This window comes from Sinorhizobium chiapasense, from assembly GCF_036488675.1.
Lineage (GTDB): Bacteria > Pseudomonadota > Alphaproteobacteria > Rhizobiales > Rhizobiaceae > Sinorhizobium > Sinorhizobium chiapasense.
Genome location: NZ_CP133148.1, coordinates 3,082,731 through 3,108,281, shown reverse-complemented (window position 1 = coordinate 3,108,281; position 25,551 = coordinate 3,082,731). Strand labels below are relative to the sequence as shown.

Genomic DNA, 25,551 nt, shown 5'->3' with positions numbered 1-25,551 from the left:
AGGAAGGCGGTCCTTGTCTTCCGCAATGAAGTGCTGGAGAGCCCCGCATGCCCGTCGTCCGCGGCAAGAACATCGAAGTCCTTTACAGCGCCGGGACGATCGCCGCCCGCAATCACGAACTGGCCGAAGCGATCGTTCGCGGCCCGCACAAGGATCTGCTGGTTATTTCAATATTGAAGGGCTCGTTCATCTTCGCGGCCGATCTGATCCGTGCCATGCATGACGCCGGTCTTGCGCCGGAGGTCGAATTCATCACGCTGTCGAGCTACGGCACGGGAACCGAATCCAAGGGCGTGAAGATCACTAAGGATATCGACAGCGACGTGCACGGTCGCGATGTGTTGCTGATCGACGACATTCTCGAGTCCGGCCGCACCTTGCGTTTCGCGAAGGATCTGCTTCTGGAGCGCGGCGCGCGCAATGTCACGATCGCCGTTCTGTTGGACAAGCGGATGAAGCGGCGAGTCGATCTGGAGGCCGATTATGTTGGTTTCGAGTGCCCGGACCATTTCGTCGTCGGTTACGGCATGGATGTCGCCTATGCCTTCCGCGAACTGCCTTTCGTCGGCGTCGTCACCGGCGACGCCGAGTGATGCTACAGCGCCGCGCGTCTCACAAGACGCACAAAGGCCGCTGCCGTCATTTGAATCCTCCATGATTTTTTCCCCGGATCGGACCGATCCGAGGAGACATGCGCGGCCTTTTTTGAAAATCGACGTTACAGCGTTTACCGAAAGCAAACGAAAAGCTGGTTGTTTGGAGTGGCGTCACGGCTTCGGCCATGCCGAAACGTGGCGTCGGCATATGCTCGAAATCGGCAGCGATTTTCACAAGGCATGATGCTCGAGTTCAACGTGACGAGCGTCCTTTGCAAAGCCAGGGGACGCATGGCGCTCTATGGGAGCGAATACGGGAGGCCATGATGGCGAGAATCCTGATTACCGAGGATGAGGATGCCTTGCGCTCATTTGTGGCGCGCGCATTGCGACTCGATGGGCATGAAACGGTCGAGGCGGGAGACGGTGCCGATGGCCTCGCCTGCCTGCAAAGCCAGGCCTTTGATCTGCTTTTATCCGACATCCGCATGCCGGTGATGGACGGCATCGAATTGGCGCATCAGGCATCTGCCGCGTTTCCCGCGCTCAAGATCCTGCTGATGACCGGCTATGCGGAACAGCGCGAACGCGCGGACGATCTCTCGGGAAAGGTCGTCGATGTGATTTCCAAGCCGTTTTCGCTGCCCGACATCCGCAAGGCGGTCGCCCTGGCGCTCGTCGCCTGACAACCGTTCCGGTTTCTGGCCTTCGCCGATTTGCCGGCGACGGCCAGCTCCAGCGCCATGCGTCCTTCTGCACGCACACCCGTCGCCGTAAGGAATTACGCTGTGGTCAACGCATATCGAGCAGGCGCTCGAGATATTGCTGCTCGGCTTCCGGAGACAGGCTGTCGCCGAGCTTGCGGCGGATCGCATCAAGGATTTCGCGGGCGCGTTGCGTATCGATTTCGTCCGGAACCTTGACCTGGTCGCCGAAGTCGGGGCCGATGTTCTGCTGACGACGGCCAAGCGGGTCACGTCCATTCTGGCCGTATTGCGGAATGCCCTGTCCGGGACCCTGCTGCCCCTGGGCCTGCATCTGGTTCATCATGTCCTGCGCGCCTTCGCGCAACGCCTGCAGCGCCCGGCCCTGACTGCCGACAGCCTGTTCGCCTTCGCCCTCGCCAAGCGCATCAGCCGCTCCCTTCATCTCGCGCTGCGCCTCGCCGAAGCCCTTGCCGGGCTTTACGCCAAGCTGCTCGAGGCCCTTCTGCAGTTCCCCGAGTTGCTTGCCAAGCCCTTCCTGCTGCTGCCTCAGTTGCTTCAACGCTTCCTTCAACTGTTCGGCGGTCATGTCGTCGAGCGGGTTGGGCTGGCCGTTGGGATCGTTTCGCTGCCCCGGGTCCTGCGGCATGTCCTGACCGAAAAGCTCGTTATCCTCGCCTTGCAGCGGGTCGCCACGTTGCATGCGGTCGCGAAGCGCCTGGTCAAGCTTGAAGGTCTCATCCATCAATTGTTGCTGCTGCTGCATCAACTGGCCAAGCTTGTCCATCTGCTGACGCATGGCGTTGTTCTGCTCGCCCATCTGCTGCATGCGTCCGGCCTGCAGGTTGTTCATCATTCTTTGCAGTTCGGACAGAAGTTGGCGCGCCTGATCGCGCGAGCCGGACCGGGCCAGGTTTTCGATCTGGTCCATCATCTTCTGCAGGTCCTGCTGGCGCAGTACGTTGTTCTGGTCGGGACTGGCCATGCGCGGATTCTTCGCGGCCTGCCGTGCAAGTTCCTGCATGTATTCCTGCATCGCCTGGCGCAATTCCTGCATCAACTTGGCGATTTCCTCGTCGGACGCATTGCGGTCCAGTGCGTCGGAAAGCGCCTGCTGAGCGTCGCGCAGCCGCCGTTCGGCAAGCGACAGGTCTCCGTCCTCGATGCCGAGTGCAATCTCCCAGAGATGATCGGCTGCGTCCCGGAGCATGTCGTCGTTACGTGCGAGCGCCATGCGCGTGCGTGCCGATTGGATCAGCAGGAAATGCGTGAGGTTGGGGATCGTCTCCTCCGCATAGAGCGTCAGCGCGTCGCTGAGGTCGATCGCGCGCGGAAGATCGTTGACGTTGAGCGCGAAGACCTGCCTTTGCTCGGCAATGGCGGCGGCGAGCGGTTCGAAGAACTGGCGTGCCGGAAGGATCATGTCCTGCGGCACACTTCGGCCTTCCTGGCCGGAGGCATCGCGGGCGACCAGGGTGATGCGCACACGCTTTCCGGCGAGCGGATGCTCGCTGAGGTTCCGGCTCGTGGTCCCCTTGGCCTCGCGGGCGTTGCGCCGCGGCAGGTCGAGGCGGTACTCGGGCGGAGGGTAGAGCGACCGGGCGCCGGCAGGCGGCTCGTCCAACGGCTTGATCTCAGCCCAAGCCTGCGAGATGCCGTAGTCGTCATGCGCAAGGAAGCTCATTTCGAGCGACGCATTCGCGGTCGGGCGCGGCACGCCATCGAACGCGATGTCGGGGACGCTGTCCGGCGTGATCTTGAAGTTCCAGCTTTGCCCGCCGACCGAAAGCGTTCCGTCCTTGGTTATCTTGTAGAGATGGTTGCGGACGCCGTTTCGCGGCATCTGCGCGGTTTCCTGCGGCTCTGTCTTCGGCTCCGATTTCGCCTTGTCGGCGGAAGCCGGAATGGTGATCTCTCCCGTTCCACCGGCTTCGGCATAGCTCACACGTGCCTCCGGCCCGGCGCCGGTTATCCTGACAGTCAAATCGCTGAACTGCGGCACGGTGAAGAGGGTCTTTTCCTGAGCGGGGGCCTGCTCCTGAGCGGTTGCCGTGTCCTGCCGGCCGGTCAGGAAAATCGGCGCACGGCCCGTATAGGCCGGCGGCGTCACCCAGGCGTCGATGCGGATGTCCGCCGCGACAACCTGTTGCTGGGGCAGCCGGAAGGCGTCCGTTACCAGCCCCGCGCGGTTCGAATAGGAATAGGCAAATGCGATGCAGGCAAGCAGCACGGGGACCGCCCTGAGTGCCCAGGGGTCATGGCGCGCGATATCGGGGCGCGGAAGGCCGGTGTCCAATCCGCGGACCAATCGGGCCATGCGCGCCTGATGCTCCCGCCACAGAGCTGCCCCGAACGCTCCCTCTGTCGCCGGTGTGTCGTCCTGGACGCGGATGGCCTGATGCGGCAAGTCGTTGCGCTCTTCGAGCATCCGGTCGGCATCGGTGTTTTCCGGCCAGCGGATCCGGGTCAGCGGCAGGAGCGAGAAGAACAGTCCCGCCAAGAAGGCGAGAAGGATCGCGGCGTGCAGCCACAACGGCGCGACGCGGAAGAAGCCAAGCCAGCCGGCGGAGAGGAACAGGAGAACGATTGACGCTGGTATCAGCGCGCGAGGCAGAACCTGCTCCGCCAAAAGGACCAAGCGGGCGAAAAACCTTTTGGTTGCCAGCATCCTGGCAAACAGCTTCGGTTGTGGCGTGTCATCCCGCCGGAATTGCGTCATTCGCCCAAGTTCCCTTTCGGTCGCTCATGGTCGTCCTTCTGCATGTATGCTTAGATCCTAGCCGATCAAGGATAAAACATGCAGCAATTCAAAGTGCTACAGCGTCCTTGCCTGCCTGAATAGACGCACGGCGCGTAGTGATCCTTGGACCGCAGGATAACACCGTTTGTGGCGAAGACGAGGGCGACAACAAATCGTGATCGCCGCACGGCTCTGCGGCGTCTCCGCCAGAAACCGAACCTGAGCGGCTCAGTCGAGCCAGTCCGGCACCGAATCGAGGCCGATCAGGCTGTCATAGTCCTGGCGCGGCCGCACGACGTGGAAGCGGTCGCCCTTGACCAGCACTTCCGGCACGAGCAGGCGGCTGTTGTAGGTACCCGACTGCACCGCGCCGTAAGCACCGGCCGAGCCGATTGCGAACAGATCGCCCGGTTTCGGCATCGCCATCTCGCGATCGAGCGCCAGGTAGTCGCCGGTTTCGCAAACCGGGCCAACCACGTCGGCCTTGATGCGTGGTGCGTTGGCGGCCGAAATCTTCACCGGGCGGATTTCGTGATAGGCCTCGTAGAGGGTCGGGCGGATCAGGTCATTCATCGCGCCATCGACGATGACGAAGGTCTTGTCACCGCCATCCTTCACGTAGACCACTTCGGTCACGAGAATTCCGGCGTTGCCGACGATCAGCCGGCCGGGTTCGGTGACGATCCGGCAATTGAGGCCCTTGAGCTGGTTCTTGACGATGTCGGCATAGGCATCGGGCAATGGCGGCGGATTGTTGTCTTCCCTGTAGGGAATGCCGAGACCTCCGCCGATATCGACGTGGTCGATCACATGGCCATCGGACCTGAGGGTATCTACGAGTTCACGCAGCAGCTTGAAGGCATCGTCGAATGGCTGCAACTCGGTGATCTGGCTGCCGATATGCATGTCGATGCCGGTGACCTGGATGCCGGGCAGGGTGGCGGCATGGGCGTAGACGCTGCGCGCCCGCTCCCAGGAAATGCCGAATTTGTTCTCCTTCTTGCCGGTCGAAATCTTCGCATGCGTGCGGGCATCAACGTCCGGATTGATGCGGAAGGAGACATGTGCCTGCTTGCCGGCTCTTAGTGCCCGCTGGTTCAGGACCTCCAGCTCCGGTTCCGACTCGACATTGAAGCAATAGATCCCCGCCTCGATCGCGAAATCCATCTCGCGTGCGGTCTTGCCGACGCCGGAAAACATGATCCGGTTCGCCGGCACGCCGGCAGCAAGCGCGCGACGGAGTTCGCCTTCGGAAACCACATCGACCCCCGCGCCAAGTCGGGCCAGCGTCTTCAGCACGGCCTGGTTCGAATTGGCCTTCATGGCGTAGCAGACCATCGCGTCAACATCGGCAAAGGCCTGCGCGAAGACCCGGTAGTGGCGTTCCAGCGTTGCGGTGGAATAGCAATAGAAGGGTGTTCCGACGGCTCTTGCGATGTCCGTTACGGGGACGTCTTCGGCGTAGAGAATTCCGTCGCGGTATTCGAAATGGTTCACGGGTTTCGCTCGGTTCAGAGGAGGGGATCAAGCAGGAAGGGCCGGTCCTCTACCGTAGCCTTCTCTTCGACGGTTCCTGCCGGCGCTCTGGTGTTGAGCGTCGTGGCGCCCGGCCTGTCGAGATCGCCCTTGCGCCCACAACCGATGAGAACCAGCCCGGAGATAGCGAGCACAAGCGCAAGCCGGGCTGCCTTCGTCAATGTCATCGTCAATTTCCTTTGCCGGAACAGAAGCCGAGTGAGTTGGAGCAGGCGGGTCTTTCTGTCCCGCTCTGGTGCGATGTCTTATCGATTTTTCAGGGCCTTGTGCACCCTCTTTCTGCGCTGCCTAAAGCGCGTCGCATTCAATGGGAGCCAGGCGACGCGCTTTAGGTCTTTGCTTGCGTGCATGTCGTTGTCCCGAAACCGCTGCACACCTTCGGGCGACATGCATTAGTTGCGGGCCCGCCACCAGGCGATCTGCTTGCGCACTTCGGCGGGCGCGGTGCCGCCGAAGCTGGTGCGGCGTGCGACCGAGGCCTCGACGGTGAGCACGTCGAAGACCTTCCCGGTGATCGCCGGGTTGATCGACTGCAGGTCGGCGAGCGACAGATCGGCGAGATCGCAGCCCTTCTGCTCGGCAAGCGCCACCGCGCGGCCGGTCACATGGTGGGCGTCGCGGAAGGGCAGACCCGCCTCCCTGACCAGCCAGTCGGCAAGGTCGGTCGCGGTCGAATAGCCGGAGCCGGCCGCAGCCTTCATTCGATCGGCGCGCACGGTCATGTCGCGCACCATGCCGGTCATTGCCGCGATTGCCAGTTCGAGGCTCTCGGCGGCGTCGAAGACCTGCTCCTTGTCCTCCTGCATGTCCTTCGAATAGGCGAGCGGCAAGCCCTTCATCACGGTCAGCAGTGCGATCAGCGAGCCGTTGATGCGACCCGTCTTGGCACGCACGAGCTCGGCGGCGTCAGGGTTCTTCTTCTGCGGCATGATCGACGAGCCGGTCGAGAACGCGTCCGACAGGCGGATGAAGCCGAATTGCGGCGTCGACCAGATGACGATCTCTTCGGCGAGGCGCGACAGGTGTGTCGCCGCGATCGAGGCGATCGAAAGGAACTCCAGTGCGAAGTCGCGGTCGGAGACCGTGTCGATCGAGTTGCGGGTCGGCTCGCGGAAGCCGAGCGCCTTTGCCGTCATGTGCCGGTCGATCGGGAAGCCCGTGCCTGCCAGAGCCGCAGCGCCGATCGGGCTTTCGTCCATGTGCTCGATCGCGTGACGGACGCGTGAGCGGTCGCGGCCGAACATTTCGACATAGGCCATGCAATGATGTCCGAAGGTGACCGGCTGCGCCGTCTGCAGATGGGTGAATCCGGGCATCACGGTATCGGCATGCTCTTCGGCGCGATCCAGGAAGGCGGAGATCAGCGCTGTCAGGGCTCTTTCGGTTTTCTGCAGCTCTTCCTTCACCCACAGGCGAAAGTCGAGCGCGACCTGGTCGTTGCGCGAGCGCGCCGTGTGCAGCCGGCCGGCAGCGGGCCCGATCAGGGTTGCCAGCCGCGCTTCGACATTCATGTGAATGTCTTCGAGGCGCCGCGAGAATTCGAATGCACCGCTTTCGATCTCTGACAGGATCGTGTCGAGCCCGTGAACGATCTTGTCTTTGTCCTCGGCTGAAATGATGCCTTGATGCGCCAGCATGGTCGCATGCGCCACTGAGCCGCGGATGTCCTGGGCATAGAGCTTCTTGTCGAACCCGATCGAGGCGTTTATCTCCTCCATGATCGCATCCGGGCCAGAGGCGAAGCGCCCGCCCCACATCTGGTTGGAGGATTTCGTCTCGGAACTGCCGTCAGCCATGAGGATGCCCGCCTTGGAGAATGAAATGCCAGACCAGAAGAAAAGCCCCCTGGCCGTCCGGTTGTTCGCGCTCGCCGCCCTTTTCGGCGTGATCGTCGGCGCGGCTGCGGTATACGTGAAGGAGACCGGGTCTGGCAATGCCACAGGATCCGCTGACCGTGCGGCGACGCAAACGGCCGAAGGCGGGAGCTGTCCACAAACCAAGGAAAAGGTCGCCTCGCTGACCCCGTTCATGAAGGGCCAGGTCGCCGCCATGACCCCGGCGGCCGACCCGCGCCCGATCAGTGGCCTCGATTTTAACGGCCCCGATGGAAAACCGCTGACCCTTGCCGCCTTTGCCAGCAAGACCATCCTCGTCAACCTTTGGGCGACCTGGTGCGTGCCCTGTCGCGAGGAGATGCCGGCGTTGAACGGACTGCAGAAAGCGCTCGGCAGCGATCGCTTCGAGGTCGTCGCGATCAACATCGACACCGGCGACGACGATAAGCCGAGGGCCTTCCTCCATGAGGTCGGGGTTCACGAGCTCGGCTACTACCGGGATGCGTCGATGGGCGTGTTCAATACGCTGAAGAAGGAGGGCCTCGCCTTCGGCCTTCCTGCGACCCTGCTCCTCGACGAGAAGGGCTGCCTGATCGGGTCGATGAACGGCCCCGCCGCCTGGGACAGCGAAGATGCGAAGGGGCTCATCCAGGCAGCGTTGGGCGCGACGGCCGGCAGCTGACCGTCGTCAGCGCGTCGGAACGGGAACGTCACCGCGATAATCGTAGAAGCCGCGGCCGGACTTGCGGCCGAGCCAGCCGGCCTCGACATACTTGACCAGCAGCGGACAGGGGCGGTACTTCGAGTCGGCCAGGCCGTCATGCAGCACCTGCATGATCGAAAGGCAGGTGTCGAGGCCGATGAAGTCGGCCAGCTGCAACGGCCCCATCGGATGGTTGGCGCCGAGCTTCATCGCCGTGTCGATGGCATCCACGGTGCCAACGCCCTCATAGAGGGTGTAGATCGCCTCGTTGATCATCGGCAACAGGATGCGGTTGACGATGAAGGCTGGGAAGTCTTCGGCGACGGTGACGGTCTTGTCGAGATGAGCGACGAACTCCTTCGCCGTCTTGAAGGTCCCTTCATCGGTCGCAATGCCGCGCACCAGTTCCACCAACTTCATCACCGGAACCGGGTTCATGAAGTGGATGCCCATGAAGTGCTCCGGCCGGTCGGTCGCGGACGCGAGCCGCGTGATCGACAGCGACGAAGTGTTGGTTGCGAGAATCGCTTCCGGCTTCATGATCGGACAAACCTGACCGTAAATCTTGCGCTTTACGGTTTCGTCTTCCGTCACCGCCTCGATGACGAGGTCGGCCTGAGAGAGGTCGTTGATGTCAGCGGACCCCTTGATCAGGGAAAGCGCCTTCTTGCGGTCCTCGTCGGTCATCTTGCCGGAGGAAACCTGACGGGCGAGATTGCCGTTGATGGTCGCAAGCCCGGCCTCGATGCGGTCCGCAGCAAGATCGTAGAGCTGCACCTTGTATCCGGCGGCTGCCGAAACGTGGGCAATGCCGCAGCCCATCTGACCAGCGCCAATAATTCCGACCGTCTTGATCATCGAAGCGAACACCCATCTTCAAGAGATTTCGGCAGCTTTGCAGCCGCAGATACAAAAATACCGGGCCGCTTGGGCCGGCCCGGTACGATTGTTAATGCCAAGCCCGCGCTTTTTCCAGCCCTTTTCATGCCGGACGTAAACGCGTTTTACGTGTGGTTACAGCGCCTTTTCGAGTTCCGGCAGGACGTCGAAGAGGTCGGCGACGAGGCCGTAGTCGGCGACCTGGAAGATCGGCGCCTCCTCGTCCTTGTTGATCGCGACGATCACCTTGGAATCCTTCATGCCGGCGAGGTGCTGGATCGCCCCGGAGATGCCGCAGGCGATGTAGAGGTCGGGCGCGACCACCTTGCCGGTCTGGCCGACCTGCCAGTCGTTCGGCGCATAACCGGCATCGACGGCGGCGCGGCTGGCGCCGACGGCGGCGCCGAGCTTGTCGGCGACCGGCAGGATCACTTCCTTGAACTTCTCCGACGAGCCGAGCGCGCGGCCACCGGAGATGATGATCTTCGCCGAGGTCAACTCCGGCCGGTCGGACGACGACAGCGCATCGGCAACGAAGCTCGAAACGCCCGGATTGGCGGCGGCCGCAACCGTCTCGACCGATGCCGCGCCGCCGTCCGGCGCCGACGCGAAGGAGGCGGTCCTGACGGTGATCACCTTCTTCGGCTCGCTCGTCTGCACCGTCTGGATGGCGTTGCCGGCATAGATCGGCCGCTTGAAGGTATCAGACGAAACCACCTCGATGATCTCCGACACCTGTGCGACGTCGAGCAGCGCCGCAACGCGCGGCATGACGTTCTTGCCGACCGAGGTGGCGGCGGCAATGAGCGTGTCGTAGGAGCCGGCGAGCGCGACGATCGTGGCGGCCAGCGGCTCGGCGAGGTTGTTGGCGAGGCTCGCGTCGTCGGCGACGAGCACCTTGGATACGCCGGTGAGCTTGGCAGCCTGTTCGGCAATACCTTTGACGTTCGAACCGGCGACCAGCACATGCACATCGCCGCCGATCTTGGTGGCCGCCGTCAGCGCCTTCGCGGTCTGATCGGAAAGGTGGGTGGTGTCGTGGTCAGCCAGAAGCAGAATGGCCATGGTGGTGTTCTCCCTTTCCTGAACCTTACAATACGCCGGCTTCGCCCTTGAGCTTCTCGACGAGCTCGGCGACCGACTTGACCTTGATGCCGGCCTTGCGGCCGGACGGCTCTTCCGTCTTCAGCACCTTCAGCCGCGGCGCCGTGTCGACGCCGAAATCGGCCGGGCTCTTCTTGTCGAGCGGCTTCTTCTTCGCCTTCATGATGTTCGGCAGCGAGGCATAACGCGGCTCGTTCAGCCTGAGGTCGGTAGTCACCACCGCCGGCAGCTTCAGTTCCACCGTCTGCAGGCCGCCGTCGACCTCGCGGGTGACGTCGACCTTGCCGTCGCCGATCTCGACCTTGGAGGCAAACGTGCCCTGGGCCCAGCCCAAGAGCGCCGACAGCATCTGGCCGGTCTGGTTCGAATCGTCGTCGATCGCCTGCTTGCCGACGATGATCAGCCCCGGCTGTTCCGCTTGCGCCACACCCTTGACGATCTTGGCCACAGTGAGCGGCTCGACCTGGTCCTCGGTCTCGACCAGGATCGCCCGATCGGCGCCCATGGCGAGCGCGGTCCGCAGCGTCTCCTCGGCCTTGGCCGGGCCGACCGAGACGACCACCACTTCGCTCGCCTTGCCGGCTTCCTTCAAGCGCAGCGCCTCTTCGACCGAGATCTCGTCGAACGGGTTCATCGACATCTTGACATTGGCCAGCTCGACGCCCGACCCGTCCGCCTTCACCCGGATCTTGACGTTGTAGTCGACCACACGCTTCACCGTGACTAGGATTTTCATGGATTCATTCCCTCCAAGAGCTTTCGCAGGAAAATGCCCCTTAACAGAGCTGCCTGATTGTCGGTTGGCGACATCGATACGCGTTTTTTCTCCAATTACAATCGCCGCCCGCGATGCTAAATCGATATAACCTCGAGATTCCGAGTGACGTTTACGTACACGTCAGGTAGGCGCCTAGCAAGGGTCGAAGCGGGGAACGTCGAATGACTCGGACTTTCCCGCCTACGAAACGAACAACATATTGAAATTGCGATCCATATTGGCGCGGACATTGCGCGCCAGCATCACCCCTCAGGTCGGGCGCCCCCATGGAGTAGGCGGTTTTTGGGCGCTTGCCGTGCTTGCGTCGACCGCTTCGGGTCGCTCCGCACGATGCTCGACGGCACGCGGAGTGACGATCGTGCGATCGAAAAGCGGAACGCCGCGGCGTCGCAAAACGACCACCAGCAGAAGCCCCGCAACAATGCCGCCGACATGAGCACTCCAGGAGACGCCGCTGCCGGAGTCGACCACCAGCATGAAGAATTGCTGGCCGATCCAGAAAGCCAGCGGGATCGCTGCAGGCAGCGGCAACGGAATGCGGAAGAGCACGAGAACCCACACCCGCACCTTCGGATGCAGCAGGAAATAGGCGGCGACAACGCCCGAGATGGCGCCCGAGGCGCCGATCAGCGGCGCTTCCGAGTGAGGATCGAGCAGTCCGTGCGCAAGCGCGCCCGCGGCGGCGCACAGCAGGTAGAAGACGAGGAAGCGAAAATGCCCGAGCGCGTCCTCGACATTGTCGCCGAAAACCCAGAGAAACAGCATGTTCATCGCCAGATGCGTGAAGTCGCCGTGCAGGAACGAATAGGTGACGAACGTGAATTGGTCGGGAACGATGACGAGCGACGGATCGAGATCGGCGTAGTCGAAGATCACAGCCGGGATGTAGCCGAGCCCGAGGACGGCCGCGTTCGCGAATGCTTCCGTGGCGATCGGGCCGGTAATCAGCCAGACCGCGATGTTCGTGGCGATCAGTGCGATCGTCACATACTGCATGCTGATGTGCTTAAGCGTGTTGCTGTCGTGAAGCGGTATGAACATGCGGCCCCCGAGCGCGATTCCTGACGAACGTTATCTGTTCTTGCCCGGAACCCAAAGCACATCGGAACGTCCCTTGTCATTTGCCCAGCGAGCGGCCACGAAAAGGAAGTCCGAGACCCGATTGATATAGGCGATCGCGTCGCGGCTGACGATCTCGCCGGCAGCAAGGGCCACGATCTGGCGTTCGGCGCGTCGTGCGACGGTGCGGGCAACGTGCAGGGCCGCGGAAGCCGGACTGCCTGCCGGAAGAACGAAGGACCGCAGGGGTTCGAGATCGGCATTGAGGCGGTCGATCTCGCCCTCGAGCCTTGCGACCTGGGCGGCGGCAATCCTCAGCGGTTCATAGTCCAGCTTCTCGCCGGTATCGGGTGTTGCAAGGTCCGCTCCGAGGTCGAAGAGGTCGTTCTGGATGCGCATCAGCATCGCGTCGAGATCGGGCATGCCGCCGGTATGCAGGCGTGCAAGGCCGACCAAAGCGTTCGTCTCGTCGACCGTGCCGTAGGCTTCGACGCGCAGGTCGCATTTCGCGCGGCGTGGGCCGGAAACAAGTCCGGTCGTGCCGTCGTCGCCTGTTCTCGTGTAGATCTTGTTGAGCCTTACCATGGTTTAGTCGCCTGTTCTCAGCCCGGCCGTCCGCCGCCGGTAATCCACAGCGTCAGCATGATCAGCAGTATAGCGATCGCCTGGAGAACGATGCGCGCCTGCATCAGCTTGTTCGAGGTATTGCCGCTGCCGCCTGTGGCCATGTTGAGGAGGCCGCGGATCAGGACGATGACGACGAGGCCCATGACGAGCAGGGTCAGGCCGGTGAAGAAAGTGGACATGATGCATATCCTCCCGTTTCGGTCAGCCGAGGCGGCCGATAATGCGATAAAATAGGGCCGCCGGCAGGAGCTTCTTCAGCAGCGCACCCTGCTTGGCAGGTCTTGTTACTATATAGTGCGGTCGCGGCCTGCGTGACGTCAGTGCGTGTTTCAAAACAGCATAAACGGCGTCCGGCCCGAGCTTGCCCGCTGCCGGTTTGCTTTCGCCGCGCAGGCGTCGCATCTGCCGCTCATACTCCGTGCGGTGGACGGAATTCTTAAGATCGATGAAGCGCTCGATATAGGGGATGGCATTGGCCGTGAACTTCGACGCGATCGGCCCGGGCTCGATCAGGCTGACCTCGACGCCGCTGCCGGCAAGCTCCATTCTCAAGGTCAGCGACAGTCCCTCGATCGCGAATTTCGAGGCATTGTACGCACCGCGCCAGCGGTAGGGGACAATGCCGAGGATCGACGAGCATTGGACGATGCGGCCGTGGCCGCGGGCGCGCATTGCCGGTATCACGCGGCGCGTCAGCTCGTGCCAGCCGACGACATTGGTTTCGAGCTGCAGCCTGAGCGCCTCGGCCGGCAGGTCCTCGACGGCACCCGCCTGGCCATAGGCACCATTGTTGAAGAGGGCGTCGATGCGCCCGCCCGAACGGGCCATCACCGCCTCCGCCAGTGCGACGATCGTTTCCGGCCTGGTGTAGTCCATGATGAAGGTCTCGATGCCTTCGGCCTCCAGGTCCGTCTGATCTTCGGGCCGGCGAACGGTCGCGAAGACGCGCCAGCCGTCCGCCTTCAACGCGCGGGCACAATAGGCGCCGATGCCGGAAGAACAGCCTGTGACAATGATGGTGGGGCGATCGGGCATCCGGTCGATTCCTGTAGAAATCCATCCCCCGTTTCCCATATTCATCGGTGGGATACAATTGAATTGCGTGTGTTACACGGGCGCCCGCCGGCCCCGTGGATACCGCAAGCTCGGAGAAGGCATGCCGGCCGTCGTTCGCATCATCTGGAAGGTCCTGTTCGATGCGCTCTGGCATTTCAGCGAGGACGACGGCTGGGCGATGGCTAGCCACGTTGCGCTGTCCTCGCTGATGGCCGTCTTTCCGTTCCTGATCTTCGGCACGGCACTCGGCAGCTTCCTCGGCGCCGACCAGTTTGCGGAGACGGCCGTCCATCTGATTTTCGATGCCTGGCCGGAATCGATCGCCCAACCAGTGGCCGATGAGGTTGTGCGGGTTCTGACAATTCCGCGCGGCGGCGTGCTCACTGTTTCCGTGCTCGCGGCCGCCTATTTTGCCTCCAACGGCGTAGAGGCGCTCAGGATCGCGCTCAACCGCGCCTATCGGGTCGCGGAGAGCCGCTCGTGGTACGTGACGCGGCTCGCGAGCCTCGGCTTCGTGATCGCCGGCGTGTTGATCCTTGCGGTCATCAGCATTCTGCTCGTTGCGGTGCCGCTTGCGGTGCGCAATGCCGACCAATGGCTGCCTTGGCTCGATTCCGTCTTCGCAACGGTCGACGATTGGGGCCTGACGCTGGCCCTGGTGATGCTCACCGGCGGGCTGCTGGTTTCGCATCTCTGGCTTCCGGACGGTCACCGTAAGATTGCCGATGTCCTTCCCGGGATCGTTCTCACTCTGGTGTTCTGGTCGCTCGGAGCCTATGTCTTTGCCTATTATCTCACGGCTTTCTCCAGCTATGTGACCACCTATGCCGGTCTCGCCTCGGTCGTGATCGTCCTGGTGTTTCTGTACATGATCGGCGCGATCTTCATCATCGGCGCCGAGATCAATGCCGCCATCATGAAATTCCGCGTCAAGCGCCTCGTCATCCGCAGTTTCTCGGGCCAGCGCGAGAGCGACGATCGCCCCGTCTCCGGCGAGAACGGTTCATAGCACCATCTCGCGAATGTCCGCTGGCGTCTTTCCGGCAGCGCGGAAAGCCGCGATTCCGGTGTCCTTGCTGCTCTTCGACAGCTTCCTGCCGTCCGGCCCGAGGATAAGGCGGTGATGGTGGTAGACCGGTTCCGGCAGATCGAGAAGCCGCTGGAGCAGGCGATGGACCGAAGTCGCATGGTAGAGATCCCGCCCGCGCACGACATGGGTGACGCCCTGGAGCGCGTCGTCGACGACGACGGAGAGATGGTAGCTCGATGGCGCGTCGGAACGCGACAGGATCACATCGCCCCAGCTTGCGGGATCTGCCGGGATCTGGCCCGTTTCCCCGGCGGGGCCTGCGCCGGCTTCCTGCCACGTCAAAGGCCTGGGCACGAGATCGATCGCCTTCGCGACGTCGAGACGCCAGGCAAAGGGCCGATCGCCGGCGATAAGTGCGGCTTGCTCGCCGAGCGATAGGTCGCGCTCGCGGCCCGGATAAAGTGGCGTTCCGTCCGGATCGCGCGGCCAGGCCGACCCCTCGGCTTCCGCGGCGGCGACCGCTGCTCTGATCTCTCCGCGGGTCATGATGGATGGATAGACGACACCCATTGCCCGCAGGCGCCGAAGTATCTCGGTATAAAGGTCGAGGTGCTCGGATTGTCGGCGTACCGGGTGCTGCCAACTGAGACCCAGCCAGCCGAGATCGTCGAAAATCGCCTGTTCCAGCTCCGGGCGGCAACGTGTACGGTCGATATCCTCGATCCGCAGCAGAAAGCGTCCATTGGCGGAGGCCGCCATGTCATGATTGAGGATGGCGGACAGAGCATGACCGAGGTGCAGCAGGCCGTTCGGGCTCGGCGCGAAACGAAAAACGGGTTGCTCTGGCGAAATGGTCATCGTTTCCCTTTGGCATGGAAGCGGTATAAAGGTCATCCGCTTTCTACAGCGCCGTGCGTTTTGTCAGACGCGGAAAGGACGCTGTAGCACTTTGAATTGCTGCATGTTTTTGTCGTTAAATCGCTTACGATTTAGGGAAACATGCAGTGGAGGGCGCATGCGGATCATCCGGACACACGAGGATATCGAGGCTGGGCTTGCCGGTCTGATAATGCTCGACGCCCGTCTCGAGCACGTGGTCGCCAAGGCGGGTCCAGTGCCACTCAGGCGAACGGATCCGGGCTATCGCGGTATCGCGAACATCATCGTGTCGCAAATGGTCTCGAAGGCGAGCGCTGCCGCGATCTGGCGGCGCATGGAGGCCGCTCTCGGCGAGATCAGTCCGGGCGCAGTCCTTTCTCTCGGCGACGAAGATTGCCGGCAATTCGGCCTCTCCCGCGCCAAGGCCGACACGTTGCGGCGCGTCGCGGCCGCTGCGGTTGCCGGGGAGATCGACCTTGACGCCATCTGCAACGCCGAGGCCGCCGTGGCGATCCACGAATTGACGGCAATCAAGGGGGTCGGTCGCTGGACGGCGGAGGTCTACCTGCTTTTCTGCGCCGGCCATCCGGACGTCTTTCCGTCCGGCGACGTTGCGCTGCAGAACGCCATCGGCCATGCGCTGGAGTTCGACCTGCGCCCGACGGCGAGCGAGATTGATTCGCTTGCGACCTCCTGGTCACCGTGGCGCAGCGTCGCCGCGCGGCTGTTCTGGGCCTATTATGCACAGGAAATGCGGCGTGATGCGCTGCCGGTGACGCCTTGAAGAAAAAAGCGAATCCTTCGCGCCGTTTTTCTTTGTGGCTTCACAATCCTGTCGCAACACGACTAATATAGAAGGTGCAGATGCCGAATCGATCAGGAGAATACGCTTGACGATTGCAGTCTCACCGCAAGCCCTGCCGGCGCTCGTTTTGAACGCCGACTACCGGCCGCTGAGTTATTACCCCTTGTCGCTCTGGTCCTGGCAGGACGCGATCAAGGCCGTCTTCCTTGACCGCGTCACGATCCTCGCCGAATACGAACATTCCGTCTCTTCGCCCAGCTTTTCGATGCGGCTGCCGAGCGTCGTTTGTCTCAAGAGTTACGTGCAGCCGTCGCGCCATCCGGCGTTCACCCGGTTCAACGTCTTCCTCCGTGACAAGTTCGAGTGCCAGTATTGCGGATCGCCTGACGATTTGACCTTCGACCATGTGGTGCCGCGCGCCCACGGCGGCCTGACGACCTGGGAAAATGTCGTGGCCGCCTGTTCGCCCTGCAACCTGCGCAAGGGCAGCAAGCTGCCGCGGCAGGCCAACATGTTCCCGCATCAGAGGCCGTACCAGCCGACAGTGCAGGACCTGCACAACAACGGCCGGCTCTTCCCGCCGAACCATCTGCACGAAAGCTGGATGGACTATCTCTACTGGGATGTCGAACTGCAGCCGTGATGGTCAAGCCTTGGCGGCGCCGCGCAATGCGATCGCAGCCAGCATAAGGCTTGCGATCACGTTCCAGCCTGCAAAGGAGAGTCCGAGCACGCGGAGTGCCGCATCCGTGCAGGAGGGGGCATGCTTCGCATCGAGATCGCCGAGCAGGTCCCCGACATCGGACGAGACGCCTTGGGCGGCTGTCGCGCAGGTCGACGGTCCCTCCCAGAAATGCCATTCGACGCCCGAGTGATAGACGCCCATGCCCGCGCCGACGAGCATCACGATGCCGACGAGCAGAAGCAGCGTTCGCGTGATCCAGACCGGCAACTTGAGAGCGCTCGACATGATGGCCAGAAGGCCGAGCGGAATGCCGTAGTAATAGGGATTGCGCTGCAGCAGGCAGAGCGCACAGGGGATGTAGCCGCCGATATGCTCGAAGCCGAGCGCGCCGCCGACAGTTGCCGCCATGCCGAGCGTGACGAGAACGGCGCCAACCAGATGCTGGCGTTGGGCGACGGAAGCTGCGGTCATGGATACCTCGCGGTCGAGCGACAGGGTGGACGGCTTGGCGGCCGGCCGGCAATTACCGACGCCTTCTTAGGAAGGATCAGCGGCGCTGTAAATTGCCCGCACGACACACCGGTTGCACGCTTTTGTGATCGCCGGATGGCGAAATGCATTTTCGCGGTTGACCGGCGCGAAATCGATCGTGTAAATCGCAAACCGCTGACATCACAGCCTGAGCCCCATTGGCGGAATTGGTAGACGCGCTCGACTCAAAATCGAGTTCCGAAAGGAGTGCTGGTTCGACCCCGGCATGGGGCACCACCACACCCCCCCAGACGATCGGAGAGGTTCCGTAGCCGCACCTCCATTGAACAGGCGGGTGCGAAAATGCTAGCTGCATGGCGGAAAACTCTGTTGCGGTCGCCTATGCTCCCGAAGATCGAAAACTACGATGAACTCTACCGCGATTTCCGTTGGTGGATTCCGGAGAAGTTCAACATCGGCGTCGCCGTCAGCGATGCCTGGGCCGAGCGGGAGCCGGAGCGTGTCTGCCTTCAGCATTTCAGGCCTGACGGTGGGCATCTGTCTCTGACCTATGGTGCGTTTGCGGCGCGCTCGTCCGCTTTTGCGGCGGGATTGGCAGACTATGGCGTCAAGCGCGGTGATCGTGTCGCCATCTTCCTGCCACAGGGGTTCGAGGCCGCGATCGCGCATGCTGCGACCTACAAGCTCGGCGCGATCGCCTTGCCGCTCGCTTTGCTGTTCGGTGTCGACGCACTCGAATACCGGCTACTGGATGCGGGAGCGACTGCGATCGTCACCAACCGGTTTGGCTACCAGCGGCTTGCGGCGATCCGGGACAAACTCCCGGAACTCGGTCTCATCGTGTTGGCGGATGAAGAGGATGAATCAGGCACGGTTCGTTTCGACCGGCTCGCAAACAGCGGGAAGCGTTTTGCGGCCGCCGATACGACGCCGGACGATCCGGCGCTGATGATCTACACCTCCGGCACAACGGGCCCGCCGAAGGGGGCACTGCACGGCCATCGCGTCCTGCTCGGTCACCTGCCGGGCTTCCAGTTCCATCATCACTTCCTGCCGCAGCCGGGCGACCGGATGTGGACTCCGGCCGACTGGGCCTGGGCTGGCGGGCTTCTGAACGCGCTGCTGCCGTCGCTGCTGCTCGGCGTACCGGTTGTTTCCTCACCGGCGCAGAAATTCGATCCGCATATGGCCTTCCGGATCCTGGAAGAGATGGAGGTGCGCAACGCTTTCATTCCGCCGACGGCGCTTCGGCTCCTGAAGGGCGTCGACCGGCCGCGTGACCATTATGCTCTCAAGCTGCGGACGATCGGCTCCGCAGGCGAGGCGCTCGGGCGGGAGACCTTCGAATGGGCAAAGGCAGCGCTCGGGATCGAAGTCAGCGAGTTCTACGGCCAGACGGAGTGCAATATCGTCGTCTCCTCGGCCGCGGATCTCGGTGTCTTGAAGCCGGGCTCCATGGGTAAGGCGGCACCCGGTCACAGGGTGGCGATCATTGACGGCGAAGGGACGATCCTGCCGCCGGGCACGGTCGGGCAGGTGGCTGTGCAGCGCCCGGATCCGGTGATGTTCCTCGGCTATTGGCGCAACGAGCGGGCGACGGAAACGAAGTTCATCGGTGACTGGATGACGACCGGGGACCAGGGCGTGATGGACGCGGACGGTTACTTCACCTTCTTCGGCCGTGATGACGACGTCATCACCTCGTCCGGTTACCGCATCGGTCCGGGCGAGATCGAGGATTGTCTGGCGGGCCATCCCGACGTTCAACTGGCGGCGGTCGTCGGCAAGCCCGATCCGGTCCGCACGGAGATCGTCAAGGCCTATGTGGTGCTGAAGCCGGGCGTCTCCGCCGATGAGGAGGCCGCGGCGGGGATTCGCGATTGGGTGAAAACCAGGCTCTCCATGCACGAATACCCGCGCGAGATCGAGTTCGTCGACAGCCTGCCGCTGACGACCTCGGGAAAGGTGATCCGCCGTCTCTTGCGCGACCGGGCGGCTGCCGAAGCGCTTCGCAGGTAGCGGCGGCATTACAGCGCCGTGCGTCCTTCAGGACGCACAAAGGACGCTCTAGCGGCCGGCAAGCGCCCGTATCTTCTCGCGCAGCAGCCGCGCCATGTTTCGGGTATTGCGATAGAGGTGGAGCTGGGCTGCAACCTGGCGGACGTCGCGGTCACGGATTGACTGCAAGCCGATGACGAGCGTTCCCATCTCCTCGCGCTCCTGCCAGAAGCGGCCTATCATCGGATGGTCGGGCACCGCGCAGGAATCGGAGCGGGCGATGTTGGCGTCGTCGAGGTGCCATTCCGTCAGTTCGGCGAGCAGCAGCTTGCCCGGGGAATATAACGCATATCGCTCGTCATAGGCGGTCTTCCACGTATAGGCCTCGCCGGCCATGAGCAGAACGACCATGGCGGCGATCGCCTTGCCGTCGAGATCGAGTGTGTGGATGCGGACGCTGTCCGTTTCGGCGAGATTGGTGATCGCCTCGCGGGCAAAGGCGGCACGGAAGCGATCCGTGACCATGGCACTGCGTTCTCGTCCCTTCCAGCCGGAAGCCTCCAGCGCCAGGAACTCCTCCATGCGCACCCGGATCTCCTCCGGCTGGCGCGCGACGTTGTAGATCAGGCGTCCGTGCTTTTCGAGGTTCTTCCACTGGCGCCGCAATTCCTTGAAATGCGCGCGCTTGATTGCCTTGCGCAAATAGGTCGGGCCGTCGAGCAGGCTTTCGAGCATCGGCCGTTCAAAGGTGTCGGTCACGGTGAGCGGCAGGTTTTCGCTGATCGCCACGGCGCGTGCGAGCTGTGCGAACCGGCCCTTGAGCCTCACATCCGGGAGCACGAGCACCGGCGGCAGGCCGGACGAGGGCGTGGCCAGCGCTTCGTAAAGATTACTGATCGTTTCGGCCGCATCTTCTGCATCGAGCAGCGGCACGCCCAGCGGGCCAAACGGGTTGGACCAGGCACGAATGATGGACGCGCCGATCGCGAAACCCGGCTTCTCGATCGAAAACGGCATGAGGAAGCGCATTCGGCTGCGGCGCTCACTGTTGTCCCGGATCACGGCGAGCCGGATGATCCGGTCCTCGAGTCGCGGCATCGCCGGCGCCAGGAAGCGGCCCGTGAAGAATATGTTCGGTTCTATCGCGCGGTTGGAGAGAAAATCGAGCTCTCGCTGCAGTTCGTAGCCGGCCCTTGCGGAATAGATCGAAAGGTAGCGGCCAGGCCGCCCCACGCTGACGGTCTGTTCTGGTCGCGACGCATCGAAGCCGGGCTGGGCCAATCCACCGAGCAGGCGGCTCGCCCTGCCGTTCGTGTCTCCGGGAAAGGGTGTATTGCCGATCATGGACGGATCGCCTCGTTCTTGTCGTTGCCGCTTCCTGCGCCCGCGAAAGCGAGGAGAGGGATGGCGAAAGTGCGTCTTGCAGCAAGGTGCAGAAGTGCCGCCTCGAAGAACATCGCGCCGGCGGTAGCGAACGCTGCGCCGATCAGGCCGAAGGCCGGGATGAGGACAATGTTCAGCGCGATGTTGACGGCGAGCGCGGTCGCGTAAAGGATCGCACAGAGCTTCTGCCGGCCGGTCATGGTCAGCAGAGTTTCGACGGGGCCGACGAAGGCCTTGGCCAGAATCCCGGCAAACAGGATCGCCATCAACGGCGCGCCCGCGGTAAAGGCCGGGCCGAACAGCGACAGCAGGAAACGACCGGCGACAAGCACCGTGCTGCCCATCGCGAGCGAGGGCCAGAAGGACCAGTGTGCGCTTTCGGTTGCGATTTCGGCGAGTTGGCGGCTTTCGCCGGAAGCCATCGCCTCGGAAAAGCGCGGGCCCGCCGCCGCCTTCACGGCGAACATGACGAAATGGACGAGAGCCATGGTCTTAGCAGCGGCGAAGTAGATCGCCACGTCGTCTGGCGGCAGGTAGAGCCCGACGATCACGACGTCGGAATTGGTCAGCAGGAAACTGAAACCTTCGACGAGAAATATCGGCACGGAAAGGCGCAGCCATGGTCCGAGGTCGATCTTCATCGGCCCGCGAACGTAACGTCTGCGTAACCGCCGCGTCATTGCGAGAAATTGCCCGAGCGTCGTGACGTAGGTGGCCGCTAACGCGGCGACCATTGCGGTCTTCGCCGAATTGGGCAAGCCGGCGGCGGTGGCCAGCACCATGAAGGCTAGGATGAGCAGCGGCCGGACTATGAAGGTGGGGCTCATCGCCGCGAGCGGCCAGCTGTGCGCGCGGGCCGTGCCGTCCATCACGTCGCCGAGCGCAATCATCGGCAGGGCGACAAGGCCGAGATAAAGGGCGACGAGATGATAGTGCTCGATCATGTCCGCAAAGAACCAGAGACCGATGGCGCCGACCATGGCGAGTGCCGTCGCCGACAGCAGTGCAAAGATACGCGCCACCGTCGTCAGCCCACGGATTTCGGCCATGGCGCCTGCCGTTTGATATTCCGGTACGAAGCGGATCACGGCCGCGTGCAGGCCGAGACAGGACAGGTTGCCGAACAGGATGGCGAGGACCCAGACGAAGACGAAGACGCCGTATTCGAACTCGCCCATCAGACGAGCGAGAACGATCTGCGAGACGAGGGCAATGGCTGCACTGAAGATGCGGATCGCGAAAGCGATCAGGGCTGTGCGTTGCGCACGGCTTTTGGGGTCGACGCCGGACGCGACCGATGCAAACCGGCCCAGCAGCGGAGACAGGCGGTGCCTCAGCGCCGACGGCAGCATTCGTCCGGCCGATTGACATACCGCCATGAACACGAGGACACCCTGACATTACGCAATACAGGGCTTCACTTCTGCCAGATCAGCGTTAACAAACGGTTCAGCGGGACGTTTCGGTAAGGAGGTGGTGCATGCCGTTGAGCGAGGGTGAGCGGCAGCTCATGCTGCGGGCCTTTTCGATAGGCCCGCGCATGATCGATTATCTGGAAGAGATCGGCATCGAGCGCCTGGCGGATTTGAAGGGTGCGGATGCCGCCGAACTCGCGCTCAGAATCAATGTGGCGCTCGGCCGGCGGCACATCAACCGGATGGGAATACGGGCGCTTGAGAACCTGATCGCCCTCGCGAACGAACGCGAAGGCTGATGCGGCAGACGCCAAAACGACGCTGTAGCACTTCGAATGGCTGCATGTGTGTCCTTAAATCGGCTCCGACTTAAGGACACGTGCAGTAGACCGGCATCCGGTCACGCCTCGTAGATTCCGTGGCAATGCTTGTATTTCTTGCCCGAGCCGCAAGGGCAGGGCTCATTGCGCGATACTTTACCCCAAGTCGAGGGGTCCGCCGGATTGCGGTTGGCCTGCGCAACGGCCAGCAGCGGCGCACCAGACTGGGCGAAGTCGTCCTCGCCGGTCAGCGGATCGATGTGATGGCCTTCCATTGGCGGCAGCGGCTGGGGTGCTTCCTGCGCCTCGCGAACCAGTTCGACGCGCATCAACTGTGCGGTTACGGCCTGGCGGAGATTGCCGAGCAGGCCCTGGAACAGTTCGAACGCCTCGGACTTGTATTCCTGCAGCGGATCGCGTTGGGCGTAGCCGCGGAAGCCGATGACCGAACGAAGATGGTCGAGGTTGACGATGTGTTCGCGCCAGAGATGGTCGAGCGTCTGCAGCACGACGGAGCGCTCGACATATTGCATGATGTCGGGGCCGAAGCGTTCCGCCCGGTCGGCCGCAGCCTTGTCGGCGGCAACGGTGACGCGTTCGATAATATCGTCCTCGGCGATGCCTTCTTCGGCCGCCCACTCGGTGACCGGCAGGTCGAGGTTGAGATACTGCTGGACGTCTCCCTTCAGGCCCTCGACATCCCACTGTTCGGCATAGGCGCGCTCGGGAATCCGCTTGCTGACGACATCCTCGATCACTTCGTTGCGCATGTCGGTGACTGTCTCGGTGACACTCTCCGCATCCATCAGCTCGATGCGCTGTTCGAAGATGACCTTGCGCTGATCATTGAGCACGTCGTCATATTTCAACAGATTCTTGCGGATGTCGAAGTTGCGCGCCTCGACCTTTTTCTGTGCCCGCTCGAGCGCCTTGTTGATCCACGGATGGACGATTGCTTCGCCTTCCTTCAGGCCCAGCTTCTGCAACATGCCGTCCATGCGGTCGGACCCGAAGATGCGCATCAGGTCGTCCTGCAGCGACAGGTAGAACTTCGAACGCCCGGGATCGCCCTGACGGCCCGAGCGGCCGCGCAGCTGGTTGTCGATGCGGCGGCTCTCATGGCGTTCTGTGGCGAGAACATAGAGCCCGCCGGCCGCGAGTGCCGTCTCCTTGAGCTTCTGCACTTCTTCGCGGATCGCCTTTTCGCGTGCCTCGCGCTCCGGACCCGGCTCCATCTCGGCCAGTTCCTGCTGGATGCGCATGTCGGGGTTGCCGCCGAGCTGGATGTCGGTGCCGCGGCCGGCCATGTTGGTGGCGATCGTCACGGCGCCAGGGACGCCGGCCTGGGCGACGATATAGGCTTCCTGTTCGTGGTAACGGGCGTTCAAGACCTGGAACCTGGAGAAGCCGCTCTTCTTCAGCATCTCGGCGAGAAGCTCGGACTTCTCGATGGAGGTGGTGCCGACCAGCATCGGTTGGCCACGCTCGTGGGCAGATTTGATCTCGTCTATGATCGCCTTGTATTTCTCGCCCGCCGTCCGATAGACCTCGTCGTCCTCATCGGCGCGCTTGATCGGCAGGTTGGTCGGAACTTCGATTACTTCGAGGCCGTAGATGTTGCCGAATTCCTCTGCTTCCGTCGCTGCCGTACCGGTCATGCCGGCAAGCTTCTCGTACATGCGGAAGTAGTTCTGGAAGGTGATCGAGGCGAGCGTCTGGTTCTCGGGCTGGATCTGCACCTTTTCCTTGGCCTCCAGGGCCTGGTGCTGGCCTTCGGAATAGCGGCGCCCCGGCATCATGCGGCCGGTAAACTCGTCGATGATGACGATCTCGCCGTTGCGCACGATGTAGTCCTTGTCGCGCGTGAAGAGCTTGTGGGCCTTCAGCGCATTGTTGACGTGGTGGACGATCGCGACGTTCTCGATGTCGTAAAGCGACTCGCCCTTCAAGAGCCCCGCCTGCCGCAGCATGTTTTCGAGCTTCTCGGTGCCTTCCTCCGAGAAGTTGGCAGAGCGCTGCTTCTCATCGATTTCGTAGTCTTCCGGCGCAAGCAGCGGAATGAAATCGTTGATCGTATTGTAGAGGTCGGAGCGGTCGTCGAGCGGACCGGAAATGATCAGCGGCGTGCGCGCCTCGTCGACCAGGATGGAGTCGACTTCGTCGACGATCGCGAAGAAGTGACCGCGCTGCACCATCTGCGAGCGCTCATACTTCATGTTGTCGCGCAGATAGTCGAAGCCGAGTTCGTTGTTGGTCGCGTAAGTGACGTCGCAGGCATAGGCATCGCGGCGCTGCTCGTCGGTGAGGCCGTGAATGATGACGCCGGTCGTCAGGCCGAGGAAGCCGTAGACGCGGCCCATCATGCCGGCGTCACGTTGGGCAAGGTAGTCGTTGACGGTGACCACATGCACGCCCTTGCCGGCAAGCGCATTGAGATAAACGGGCAGTGTCGCGACAAGCGTCTTGCCTTCGCCGGTTTTCATCTCGGAAATGGCGCGCTCGTGCAGGATCATGCCGCCGATGAGCTGGACGTCGAAGGGACGCAGGCCGAGGACGCGGCGCGCGGCTTCGCGCGCGACGGCGAAGGCCGGCACGAGGAGGTCGTCGAGCGTCTTGCCTTCGGCCAATTGCTGGCGAAATTCCGTGGTCTTTGCCGCCAGCGCTTCGTCGCTGAGCGCCTTCATTTCGGTTTCGAGAGCGTTGATGGCGTCCACCCGGCCATTGTAACTACGGACGCGGCGCTCATTGGCGGAACCAAACAACTTGCGGGCAAGGCCGCCGAGACTGACCATATGAATGGCCCTTTCTTTATTTGTCGCCTAGGGTTTCAGGTTGGGCTTGAAAAACCACATAATGCCATGAAACGCCCGGAAACTGTTCTGGACGCGAGGTTGCGTGACAGATAAGAGGGGGGTCGGATTATGTCA

24 protein-coding genes and 1 tRNA gene are annotated in these 25,551 nt (G+C 62.6%); 9 read left to right on the top strand and 16 right to left on the bottom strand.

All coding sequences use genetic code 11. The features are described from left to right. Window positions 1-47: 47 nt before the first annotated feature. Together hpt and RB548_RS15005 are read left to right on the top strand one after the other, a co-directional pair. A complete protein-coding gene (gene hpt / locus RB548_RS15010; RefSeq protein WP_331372071.1) occupies window positions 48-593 on the top strand; it encodes a hypoxanthine phosphoribosyltransferase in 546 nt (181 codons plus the stop codon). Window positions 594-922: 329 nt separating this feature from the next. After that, window positions 923-1,282 (top strand): response regulator, encoded by a 360-nt coding sequence (locus tag RB548_RS15005; protein ID WP_136508849.1) that lies wholly within the window; start codon window positions 923-925, stop codon window positions 1,280-1,282. Between the two features lie 106 nt (window positions 1,283-1,388). On the opposite strand, the gene RB548_RS15000 is transcribed toward RB548_RS15005, so the two are convergent. The 4 genes from RB548_RS15000 to argH all read right to left on the bottom strand — a co-directional run bounded on the left by RB548_RS15000 (window position 1,389) and on the right by argH (window position 7,372). After that, complete coding sequence (locus tag RB548_RS15000; RefSeq protein ID WP_331372070.1) at window positions 1,389-4,019, bottom strand: TIGR02302 family protein; 2,631 nt, start codon at window positions 4,017-4,019, stop codon at window positions 1,389-1,391. Between the two features lie 249 nt (window positions 4,020-4,268). Further along, a complete protein-coding gene (gene lysA / locus RB548_RS14995; RefSeq protein WP_331372069.1) occupies window positions 4,269-5,537 on the bottom strand; it encodes a diaminopimelate decarboxylase in 1,269 nt (422 codons plus the stop codon). Between the two features lie 14 nt (window positions 5,538-5,551). Further along, on the bottom strand, window positions 5,552-5,743 hold the full coding sequence (lptM, locus tag RB548_RS14990; RefSeq protein ID WP_331372068.1) for an LPS translocon maturation chaperone LptM: 192 nt from the start codon (window positions 5,741-5,743) through the stop codon (window positions 5,552-5,554). Between the two features lie 225 nt (window positions 5,744-5,968). Then, window positions 5,969-7,372 (bottom strand): argininosuccinate lyase, encoded by a 1,404-nt coding sequence (gene argH / locus RB548_RS14985; RefSeq protein ID WP_331372067.1) that lies wholly within the window; start codon window positions 7,370-7,372, stop codon window positions 5,969-5,971. 25 nt (window positions 7,373-7,397) lie between these two features. Between argH and tlpA the strand changes: the two genes are divergently transcribed. Beyond that, window positions 7,398-8,093 (top strand): thiol:disulfide interchange protein TlpA, encoded by a 696-nt coding sequence (gene tlpA, locus RB548_RS14980; protein WP_331372066.1) that lies wholly within the window; start codon window positions 7,398-7,400, stop codon window positions 8,091-8,093. 6 nt (window positions 8,094-8,099) lie between these two features. Here tlpA and RB548_RS14975 read toward each other — a convergent pair whose 3' ends face one another. The 7 genes from RB548_RS14975 to RB548_RS14945 all read right to left on the bottom strand — a co-directional run bounded on the left by RB548_RS14975 (window position 8,100) and on the right by RB548_RS14945 (window position 13,596). After that, window positions 8,100-8,972, bottom strand: coding sequence for a 3-hydroxybutyryl-CoA dehydrogenase (locus tag RB548_RS14975; RefSeq protein WP_331372065.1), 873 nt, complete (start codon window positions 8,970-8,972; stop codon window positions 8,100-8,102). Window positions 8,973-9,128: 156 nt separating this feature from the next. Then, window positions 9,129-10,058 carry an electron transfer flavoprotein subunit alpha/FixB family protein gene (locus RB548_RS14970; RefSeq protein WP_331372064.1) on the bottom strand — a complete coding sequence of 310 codons (930 nt, stop codon included), beginning with the start codon at window positions 10,056-10,058 and terminating at the stop codon, window positions 9,129-9,131. 25 nt (window positions 10,059-10,083) lie between these two features. Beyond that, window positions 10,084-10,833 (bottom strand): electron transfer flavoprotein subunit beta/FixA family protein, encoded by a 750-nt coding sequence (locus tag RB548_RS14965; RefSeq protein WP_331372063.1) that lies wholly within the window; start codon window positions 10,831-10,833, stop codon window positions 10,084-10,086. 291 nt (window positions 10,834-11,124) lie between these two features. After that, window positions 11,125-11,916 carry a rhomboid family intramembrane serine protease gene (locus tag RB548_RS14960; protein ID WP_331372062.1) on the bottom strand — a complete coding sequence of 264 codons (792 nt, stop codon included), beginning with the start codon at window positions 11,914-11,916 and terminating at the stop codon, window positions 11,125-11,127. A gap of 30 nt (window positions 11,917-11,946) precedes the next feature. Beyond that, entirely contained in the window at window positions 11,947-12,519 is a 573-nt protein-coding gene (locus RB548_RS14955) for a cob(I)yrinic acid a,c-diamide adenosyltransferase (RefSeq protein ID WP_331372061.1), read from the bottom strand. A 17-nt stretch (window positions 12,520-12,536) separates the two neighbouring features. Beyond that, window positions 12,537-12,740 (bottom strand): twin transmembrane helix small protein, encoded by a 204-nt coding sequence (locus RB548_RS14950; protein WP_331372060.1) that lies wholly within the window; start codon window positions 12,738-12,740, stop codon window positions 12,537-12,539. Window positions 12,741-12,762: 22 nt separating this feature from the next. Further along, the gene (locus RB548_RS14945) at window positions 12,763-13,596 is read right to left on the bottom strand and encodes an SDR family oxidoreductase (protein ID WP_331372059.1); all 834 of its coding nucleotides are present in this window, start codon (window positions 13,594-13,596) and stop codon (window positions 12,763-12,765) included. 121 nt (window positions 13,597-13,717) lie between these two features. Between RB548_RS14945 and RB548_RS14940 the strand changes: the two genes are divergently transcribed. Then, on the top strand, window positions 13,718-14,626 hold the full coding sequence (locus tag RB548_RS14940; RefSeq protein WP_331372058.1) for a YihY/virulence factor BrkB family protein: 909 nt from the start codon (window positions 13,718-13,720) through the stop codon (window positions 14,624-14,626). Here RB548_RS14940 and gluQRS read toward each other — a convergent pair. Continuing rightward, window positions 14,621-15,505 carry a tRNA glutamyl-Q(34) synthetase GluQRS gene (gene gluQRS, locus RB548_RS14935; RefSeq protein ID WP_331372057.1) on the bottom strand — a complete coding sequence of 295 codons (885 nt, stop codon included), beginning with the start codon at window positions 15,503-15,505 and terminating at the stop codon, window positions 14,621-14,623. The two genes, RB548_RS14940 and gluQRS, sit on opposite strands and share 6 nt — an antisense overlap. A gap of 157 nt (window positions 15,506-15,662) precedes the next feature. On the opposite strand from gluQRS, the gene RB548_RS14930 reads away from it, so the two are divergent. Continuing rightward, on the top strand, window positions 15,663-16,310 hold the full coding sequence (locus RB548_RS14930) for a DNA-3-methyladenine glycosylase family protein (RefSeq protein WP_331372056.1): 648 nt from the start codon (window positions 15,663-15,665) through the stop codon (window positions 16,308-16,310). A 106-nt stretch (window positions 16,311-16,416) separates the two neighbouring features. Continuing rightward, window positions 16,417-16,974: an HNH endonuclease gene (locus tag RB548_RS14925; protein ID WP_331372055.1), complete on the top strand. Its 558-nt coding sequence runs from the start codon at window positions 16,417-16,419 to the stop codon at window positions 16,972-16,974. Window positions 16,975-16,977: 3 nt separating this feature from the next. Here the strand turns inward: RB548_RS14925 and RB548_RS14920 are convergent, their stop codons facing one another. Next, window positions 16,978-17,487, bottom strand: a complete 510-nt coding sequence (locus RB548_RS14920) for a disulfide bond formation protein B (protein WP_331372054.1) — start codon at window positions 17,485-17,487, stop codon at window positions 16,978-16,980. A gap of 212 nt (window positions 17,488-17,699) precedes the next feature. On the opposite strand from RB548_RS14920, the gene RB548_RS14915 reads away from it, so the two are divergent. Together RB548_RS14915 and RB548_RS14910 are read left to right on the top strand one after the other, a co-directional pair. Then, window positions 17,700-17,784, top strand: a tRNA-Leu gene (locus tag RB548_RS14915). Between the two features lie 105 nt (window positions 17,785-17,889). Continuing rightward, window positions 17,890-19,527 carry an AMP-binding protein gene (locus RB548_RS14910; RefSeq protein ID WP_331374979.1) on the top strand — a complete coding sequence of 546 codons (1,638 nt, stop codon included), beginning with the start codon at window positions 17,890-17,892 and terminating at the stop codon, window positions 19,525-19,527. Between the two features lie 48 nt (window positions 19,528-19,575). Here the strand turns inward: RB548_RS14910 and RB548_RS14905 are convergent, their stop codons facing one another. Both RB548_RS14905 and RB548_RS14900 read right to left on the bottom strand, forming a co-directional pair. Further along, window positions 19,576-20,850 carry a GNAT family N-acetyltransferase gene (locus RB548_RS14905; protein WP_331372053.1) on the bottom strand — a complete coding sequence of 425 codons (1,275 nt, stop codon included), beginning with the start codon at window positions 20,848-20,850 and terminating at the stop codon, window positions 19,576-19,578. Beyond that, window positions 20,847-22,241 (bottom strand): oligosaccharide flippase family protein, encoded by a 1,395-nt coding sequence (locus RB548_RS14900; protein ID WP_331374978.1) that lies wholly within the window; start codon window positions 22,239-22,241, stop codon window positions 20,847-20,849. Before RB548_RS14900 ends, RB548_RS14905 begins: the two co-directional genes overlap by 4 nt. Before the next feature lie 128 nt (window positions 22,242-22,369). Between RB548_RS14900 and RB548_RS14895 the strand changes: the two genes are divergently transcribed. Continuing rightward, window positions 22,370-22,603, top strand: coding sequence for a hypothetical protein (locus tag RB548_RS14895; RefSeq protein ID WP_331372052.1), 234 nt, complete (start codon window positions 22,370-22,372; stop codon window positions 22,601-22,603). 101 nt (window positions 22,604-22,704) lie between these two features. Here the strand turns inward: RB548_RS14895 and secA are convergent, their stop codons facing one another. After that, complete coding sequence (secA, locus tag RB548_RS14890; protein WP_331372051.1) at window positions 22,705-25,416, bottom strand: preprotein translocase subunit SecA; 2,712 nt, start codon at window positions 25,414-25,416, stop codon at window positions 22,705-22,707. Window positions 25,417-25,551: the final 135 nt, after the last annotated feature.

Bases quoted from the DNA above. Each gene is read 5' to 3' on its own strand.
- hpt (WP_331372071.1), top strand. From the start codon at position 48: ATGCCCGTCGTCCGCGGCAAGAACATCGAAGTCCTTTACAGCGCCGGG.
- RB548_RS15005 (WP_136508849.1), top strand. From the start codon at position 923: ATGGCGAGAATCCTGATTACCGAGGATGAGGATGCCTTGCGCTCATTT.
- RB548_RS15000 (WP_331372070.1), bottom strand. From the start codon at position 4,019: ATGACGCAATTCCGGCGGGATGACACGCCACAACCGAAGCTGTTTGCC.
- lptM (WP_331372068.1), bottom strand. From the start codon at position 5,743: ATGACATTGACGAAGGCAGCCCGGCTTGCGCTTGTGCTCGCTATCTCC.
- argH (WP_331372067.1), bottom strand. From the start codon at position 7,372: ATGGCTGACGGCAGTTCCGAGACGAAATCCTCCAACCAGATGTGGGGC.
- tlpA (WP_331372066.1), top strand. From the start codon at position 7,398: ATGCCAGACCAGAAGAAAAGCCCCCTGGCCGTCCGGTTGTTCGCGCTC.
- RB548_RS14975 (WP_331372065.1), bottom strand. From the start codon at position 8,972: ATGATCAAGACGGTCGGAATTATTGGCGCTGGTCAGATGGGCTGCGGC.
- RB548_RS14970 (WP_331372064.1), bottom strand. From the start codon at position 10,058: ATGGCCATTCTGCTTCTGGCTGACCACGACACCACCCACCTTTCCGAT.
- RB548_RS14965 (WP_331372063.1), bottom strand. From the start codon at position 10,833: ATGAAAATCCTAGTCACGGTGAAGCGTGTGGTCGACTACAACGTCAAG.
- RB548_RS14960 (WP_331372062.1), bottom strand. From the start codon at position 11,916: ATGTTCATACCGCTTCACGACAGCAACACGCTTAAGCACATCAGCATG.
- RB548_RS14955 (WP_331372061.1), bottom strand. From the start codon at position 12,519: ATGGTAAGGCTCAACAAGATCTACACGAGAACAGGCGACGACGGCACG.
- RB548_RS14950 (WP_331372060.1), bottom strand. From the start codon at position 12,740: ATGTCCACTTTCTTCACCGGCCTGACCCTGCTCGTCATGGGCCTCGTC.
- RB548_RS14945 (WP_331372059.1), bottom strand. From the start codon at position 13,596: ATGCCCGATCGCCCCACCATCATTGTCACAGGCTGTTCTTCCGGCATC.
- RB548_RS14940 (WP_331372058.1), top strand. From the start codon at position 13,718: ATGCCGGCCGTCGTTCGCATCATCTGGAAGGTCCTGTTCGATGCGCTC.
- gluQRS (WP_331372057.1), bottom strand. From the start codon at position 15,505: ATGACCATTTCGCCAGAGCAACCCGTTTTTCGTTTCGCGCCGAGCCCG.
- RB548_RS14930 (WP_331372056.1), top strand. From the start codon at position 15,663: ATGCGGATCATCCGGACACACGAGGATATCGAGGCTGGGCTTGCCGGT.
- RB548_RS14920 (WP_331372054.1), bottom strand. From the start codon at position 17,487: ATGACCGCAGCTTCCGTCGCCCAACGCCAGCATCTGGTTGGCGCCGTT.
- RB548_RS14910 (WP_331374979.1), top strand. From the start codon at position 17,890: ATGCTCCCGAAGATCGAAAACTACGATGAACTCTACCGCGATTTCCGT.
- RB548_RS14905 (WP_331372053.1), bottom strand. From the start codon at position 20,850: ATGATCGGCAATACACCCTTTCCCGGAGACACGAACGGCAGGGCGAGC.
- RB548_RS14900 (WP_331374978.1), bottom strand. From the start codon at position 22,241: ATGCTGCCGTCGGCGCTGAGGCACCGCCTGTCTCCGCTGCTGGGCCGG.
- RB548_RS14895 (WP_331372052.1), top strand. From the start codon at position 22,370: ATGCCGTTGAGCGAGGGTGAGCGGCAGCTCATGCTGCGGGCCTTTTCG.
- secA (WP_331372051.1), bottom strand. From the start codon at position 25,416: ATGGTCAGTCTCGGCGGCCTTGCCCGCAAGTTGTTTGGTTCCGCCAAT.